The organism is Mycobacterium sp. pR1184 (assembly GCF_041287235.1).
In the GTDB taxonomy this organism is placed as follows: Bacteria; Actinomycetota; Actinomycetes; order Mycobacteriales; family Mycobacteriaceae; genus Mycobacterium.
On record NZ_JBGGKR010000021.1, the window covers coordinates 35,219 to 40,422 of the forward strand.

Genomic DNA, 5,204 nt, shown 5'->3' on the forward strand with positions numbered 1-5,204 from the left:
AAACCGCTGACGCACACGCGACGTCGCTGCTGCACACTCGACGCCCGGCCCGGGCCCTAGTCGCACCGCGCCGGTAGCCTGCTGACCGTGGCTCTCTACCGCAAGTACCGACCGGCAACCTTCGCCGAAGTGGTGGGGCAGGAGCATGTCACCGAGCCGCTGTCCATCGCGCTGGAAGCCGGCCGGATCAACCACGCGTACCTGTTCTCCGGGCCGCGCGGCTGCGGAAAGACGTCGTCGGCCCGCATCCTGGCCCGGTCGCTGAACTGCGCGCAGGGGCCGACGGCCACCCCGTGCGGGGTGTGCGATTCGTGTCAGGCGCTGGCGCCCAACGCGCCCGGCAGCATCGACGTGGTGGAACTCGACGCGGCCAGCCACGGCGGCGTGGACGACACCCGCGAACTGCGCGACCGCGCCTTCTACGCGCCGGCGCAGTCGCGCTACCGGGTGTTCATCGTCGACGAGGCGCACATGGTGACGACCGCGGGGTTCAACGCGCTGCTCAAGATCGTCGAGGAACCGCCCGAGCACCTCATCTTCATCTTCGCCACCACCGAACCGGAGAAGGTGCTGCCGACGATCCGGTCGCGCACCCATCACTACCCGTTCCGGTTGTTGCCCCCCAAGACCATGCGCTCGCTGATCGGTCGGATCTGCGAACAAGAGAGTGTGGTCGTCGACGACGCCGTGTACCCGCTGGTGATCCGTGCCGGCGGTGGTTCGCCCCGCGACACACTGTCGGTGCTCGATCAGCTGGTGGCCGGCGCCGACGACAACCACGTCACCTACCCGCGAGCACTGGGGCTGCTGGGCGCCACCGACGTCGCACTGATCGACGACGCCGTCGACGCGCTGGCCGCCGGCGACGCCGCGGCGCTGTTCGGCGCGGTCGAATCGGTGATCGACGCCGGCCACGACCCGCGCCGCTTCGCCACCGACCTGCTGGAGCGGTTCCGCGATCTCATTGTGCTGCAAGCGGTTCCGGATGCGATAAGCCGCGGCGTGGTGGACGCCCCGGAAGATGTGCTGGACCGCATGCGCGATCAAGCGGCCCGAATCGGTGCGGGCACGCTGACCCGCTACGCCGAAGTGGTGCAGGCGGGCTTGGGCGAGATGCGCGGTGCGACCGCGCCGCGGCTGCTGCTCGAAGTGGTCTGTGCCCGTCTGCTCTTGCCGTCGGCCAGCGACGCCGAATCGGCTCTGCTGCAACGCGTCGAGCGCATCGAGACCCGGCTGGCCATGTCCATCCCCGCCTCGGAAGCGGCGCCGATCGCCGCACCCCCGGCCGCACCACCGCCTGCCGAGCCGGCTGCCCGCCCGGCCGCACGCCCACCGGTCGCGGCCAAGCCCTCCGAACCCGAGCGCGAGCCGGCCCCCGAACCGGTGGTGGCGCCGCCTCCCGATCCGGTGCCGAACCCCGAGCACACTTCGGCCACTATCTCCGAACCACCCTCTGCCCCAGGCGAACTCAATGCTGCAGCGGTGCGAACGATGTGGCCGACGGTGCGCGACAAGGTGCGCGAGCGCAGCCGCACCACCGAGGTGATGCTGGCCGGTGCCACCGTACGCGCCGTGGAGGGCGACACCCTGGTGCTCACCCACGAGTCGGCGCCGTTGGCCAAGCGGCTGTCCGAACAGCGCAATGCCGACGTCATCGCGGAGGCGCTCAAGGACGCGCTGGGCGTGAACTGGCGGGTCCGTTGCGAGGCCGGCTCCCCGGCGGCGGCACCGGCCGCGCCGCCGACGCCGCCCAGTAACCCGGTCGCGTCGCCGCCCCCTCGTCGCAGAGTCGTGCCGCCACCCGTCGAGGACGAGGCCCCCGTAACCGATGCTGCCGCTGCGGAATCCGCTCAACGTGACGAAGAAGAACACATGCTGGCCGAAGCCGGTCGCAGCGACCCGTCGGCACCGCGCCGAGACCCCGAAGAGGCCGCACTCGAACTGCTGCAGAACGAGCTCGGCGCACGCCGGATCGACGGGGTCTGAGCCTCGTTAAGGTCGCCACCACGGGCGCAGCGGCAGATCGTCGGCGCCGCGCCGCTCCACGTTGGCGGCCAGCACGTGATGGAGCTGAAGGTTGTTCTCGTCGAACGCAACTCGTGAAGCCGCCATGTACAGGCCCCACACCTTGGCGACGGCAAGGCCCACTTCGTCAACCGCGTCGTCCCAGTGCTCGACGAGGTTGCGGCACCAGTCGCGCAACGTCATCGCATAGTGGTGGCGGAAGTTCTCGGTGTGCAACACCTCGAAACCCGAGTCCTGAATGTCGATGATGATGCGTCCCGAACCGGTCAGCTCCCCGTCGGGGAAGACGTAGCGGTCGGTGAAACCACCGGCAAACGTGTGCTGCTCGTTGTCGTGACGGGTGATGCAGTGGTTGAGCAGTAGTCCGCCGGTGCGCAGCTTCGACTTGAGGAAACTGAAATACGTGGGGTAGTTCTTCACCCCGACGTGTTCGGTCAGCCCGATCGACGAGACAGCATCGAAGCCCGACTCCAGCACGTCGCGGTAGTCGGAGTGGCGCACCTCGGCCAGATCGGCGAGGCCCTCGTCCTCGATCGCCTTTTGGGCCCACTTCGCCTGTTCGGCCGACAGCGTCGCTCCGATGGCCCGGACGCCGTGGCGAGCGGCGTAGCGAACCATGCCGCCCCAGCCGCATCCCACGTCCAGCAACCGGTCGCCCGGTTGCAGCTTGAGCTTTTCGAAGATGAGCCGGTACTTGTTGTCTTGGGCTTCTTCCAGCGTCGCATCGGCGTCCGGATACACCGCGCAGGTGTAGGTCATCGACGGCCCCAGCACCCATTCGTAGAACGTGTTGGACACGTCGTAGTGGTGATGGATGGCTCCCGCGTCGCGGGACTTACTGTGCAGCAAGCCTTCTGCGAACCGGCGCCACCGCGGCGGCGTTTCCAGCGCCGGCGGGGCAATCGGCACCAGGTGTTCGATACCGATCGAGCGGACCACCTGAGCCAAGGTCCACGCCGACGGCCGCTTGAAGTCCACGCGGTCAGCCAGCATTCGGAGCAGCTCGTAGGGATCGCCCGGATGCACGCCGATGGGCTGCAGGTCTCCCGAGATGTACGCGCGGGCGATGCCGAGCTCGCCGGGCGCCGTCGCCAGATAGGTAGTGCCGCGCGGCGAGCAAAGGTCCAGTCCCAGCTTGGCATCTGCGCTTCCGGCTGTGCTGCCGTCGTACGCGGTGAACTTGAGTGGGTGCCCGCCGCTTGCGGTGAAGATGGCCAGCACCTCGGCCATGTTCAGCTTGCCCGTAATGGAGTGGTCGGGCTCTTTGGTTGTCGTCATCGCCGTTGCACCGCCTTTGCGTAGAGATCGAGCAGACGAGAGTCGGGATCGTAGGACTTCTTGACCGTCTTGTAGGCCTCGCCGCCGTACAGCTGGTCGAATTCCTCACGGGTGTAGAAGGAGTCGGAGTACAACGACTTGTGCCCGTCGAGCTCACTGACCTTCGCCTCGATCGCCCGGTTGGTAACGCCCACACCGTCACCGGCGGGCACCGAGGACCAGAACCCGATGTTGACGTAGCTGACCTCCGCCGGTATCGGGTACAGCGGCCAACCCTCGTGATCGCGAAGTCGCAACGGGCACAACCAGATCGGCGTGATCGGCACGTTTTCCAGAAACCACTCCAAGAATTCGCAGGCGCGCCCGATCGGCACCTCGACGTCCTGGACCACCCGCTCCCGGGCCGGACGCCCATGGCGGGCCTGCATCCGGTCGGAAACCCCGAAACGGCGATCCATCGCCACGAGCTTGGAGTAGACGCTGCTGCGCCGGTAGCGGCGCGGCCACCAGCGGCGCACCCGCGGGTTCTGCACGCCGAATGCGCGTGAGCACCAGAACCAGTCGGTGTCCCAGCGCCAGAAATAGTCGTGCATCGTCAGCCGGTCGTCTTTGGTGTCCGCCGGGCCTGCGGCGTCATGCCGCATCGACTGGTAGTAGATGTCTTTGCCGGTGTAGTCGCTGACCGGCCCCGGGGTGGTGGTGCGTCGGCCCACGCACAGGTAGCTCTCGTCGGGACCGAAGACCACCCCGTCCAGATAGTCGACCGGGATCCCGCCATGCCCGCCGGTGTCGATGATGCGTTCGGCGGCCGCGACCAGTTCGGGCAACGAGTGAAATCGGATGTGCCGCAATGTCACAAACGGGGTGATCGGTTCCAGCTCGATCCGCAGCCGGGTCGAATAGCCCAGTGTTCCGTAGGAATTGGGAAAAGCCCGGAACAGATCGCAGTGCTGATCGCGTGAAGCGGTGACTAACTCACCGGCGCCGGTGAGGATATCCATTTCCAGCACCGATTCGTGGGGCAAACCGTTACGGAAGGACGCGGATTCGATGCCCAGGCCACTGACCGCACCGCCGAGCGTGATGGTCTTGAGTTGGGGAACGACCAGCGGCGACAGGCCGTAGGGGAGGGTCGCGGCCACCAAATCCTGATAGGTGCACATGCCGGCCACATCGGCGGTGCGGGCTTCGGGATCGACACTCAGGACCCCGGTCAGTCCCGAAGTATCCAGGCCGCGGGCATCGCGTTTAGTGCGGGCGCGGAACAGGTTTGACGTGGGCTTGGCGAGCCGGACCACGGACGTTACGGGGATGGAGCGATAACTCGCCATCAACCGATCGACGCCCGACGTGTGAGCCGAGAGTGCAGATCCAGAGCCTGGCACCACATATACCCTAGTCTTCGACCACACCCCGTGCACCCGCTCGCGAGCGGCATCACAACAGAGGAGTCGCGCCTGATGGCACAGGTCAGCGCAGCCAGCACCATCTTGATCAACGTCGAGCCCGGGGCCACGCTCGCCGCGGTGGCGGACTATCAGACCGTCCGCCCGAAGATCCTGTCCTCGCACTACAGCGGTTACCAGGTGCTGCAGGGTGGCCAGGGCCAGGGCACCGTGGTGAAGTGGAAGCTTCAGGCCACCAAATCGCGGAGCCGCGACGTGCAGGCGACCGTCGACGTCGCTGGTCACAGCGTCATCGAGAAGGACGCGAACTCGTCGATGATCACCAACTGGACGGTGGCTCCGGCGGGCCCCGGATCCAGCGTGACCGTCAAAACCAGCTGGACGGGCGCCGGCGGGGTCAAGGGCTTCTTCGAAAAGACGTTTGCCCCGTTGGGACTGAAGAAAATTCAGGGTGAGGTACTGGCCAATCTGAAGAAGGAGCTCGAAGGCTAGGCC

General features: G+C 66.9%; 4 protein-coding genes. 2 read left to right on the top strand and 2 right to left on the bottom strand.

Annotation, left to right across the window (positions count from 1 at the left end; genetic code table 11):
* Window positions 1-87: 87 nt before the first annotated feature.
* Entirely contained in the window at window positions 88-1,986 is a 1,899-nt protein-coding gene (locus ACAG21_RS27100) for a DNA polymerase III subunits gamma/tau (protein ID WP_370499340.1), read from the top strand.
* Between the two features lie 6 nt (window positions 1,987-1,992).
* On the opposite strand, the gene ACAG21_RS27105 is transcribed toward ACAG21_RS27100, so the two are convergent.
* Together ACAG21_RS27105 and ACAG21_RS27110 are read right to left on the bottom strand one after the other, a co-directional pair.
* Window positions 1,993-3,303 carry a class I SAM-dependent methyltransferase gene (locus ACAG21_RS27105; RefSeq protein WP_370499341.1) on the bottom strand — a complete coding sequence of 437 codons (1,311 nt, stop codon included), beginning with the start codon at window positions 3,301-3,303 and terminating at the stop codon, window positions 1,993-1,995.
* Entirely contained in the window at window positions 3,300-4,634 is a 1,335-nt protein-coding gene (locus ACAG21_RS27110) for an FAD-binding oxidoreductase (RefSeq protein ID WP_370499342.1), read from the bottom strand. Before ACAG21_RS27110 ends, ACAG21_RS27105 begins: the two co-directional genes overlap by 4 nt.
* Before the next feature lie 129 nt (window positions 4,635-4,763).
* On the opposite strand from ACAG21_RS27110, the gene ACAG21_RS27115 reads away from it, so the two are divergent.
* A complete protein-coding gene (locus tag ACAG21_RS27115; RefSeq protein WP_370499343.1) occupies window positions 4,764-5,201 on the top strand; it encodes an SRPBCC family protein in 438 nt (145 codons plus the stop codon).
* The last annotated feature ends 3 nt before the right edge of the window (window positions 5,202-5,204 follow it).

Coding starts and splice junctions, on each gene's coding strand:
- ACAG21_RS27115 (WP_370499343.1), top strand. CDS start 4,764: ATGGCACAGGTCAGCGCAGCCAGCACCATCTTGATCAACGTCGAGCCC.
- ACAG21_RS27105 (WP_370499341.1), bottom strand. CDS start 3,303: ATGACGACAACCAAAGAGCCCGACCACTCCATTACGGGCAAGCTGAAC.
- ACAG21_RS27110 (WP_370499342.1), bottom strand. CDS start 4,634: ATGGCGAGTTATCGCTCCATCCCCGTAACGTCCGTGGTCCGGCTCGCC.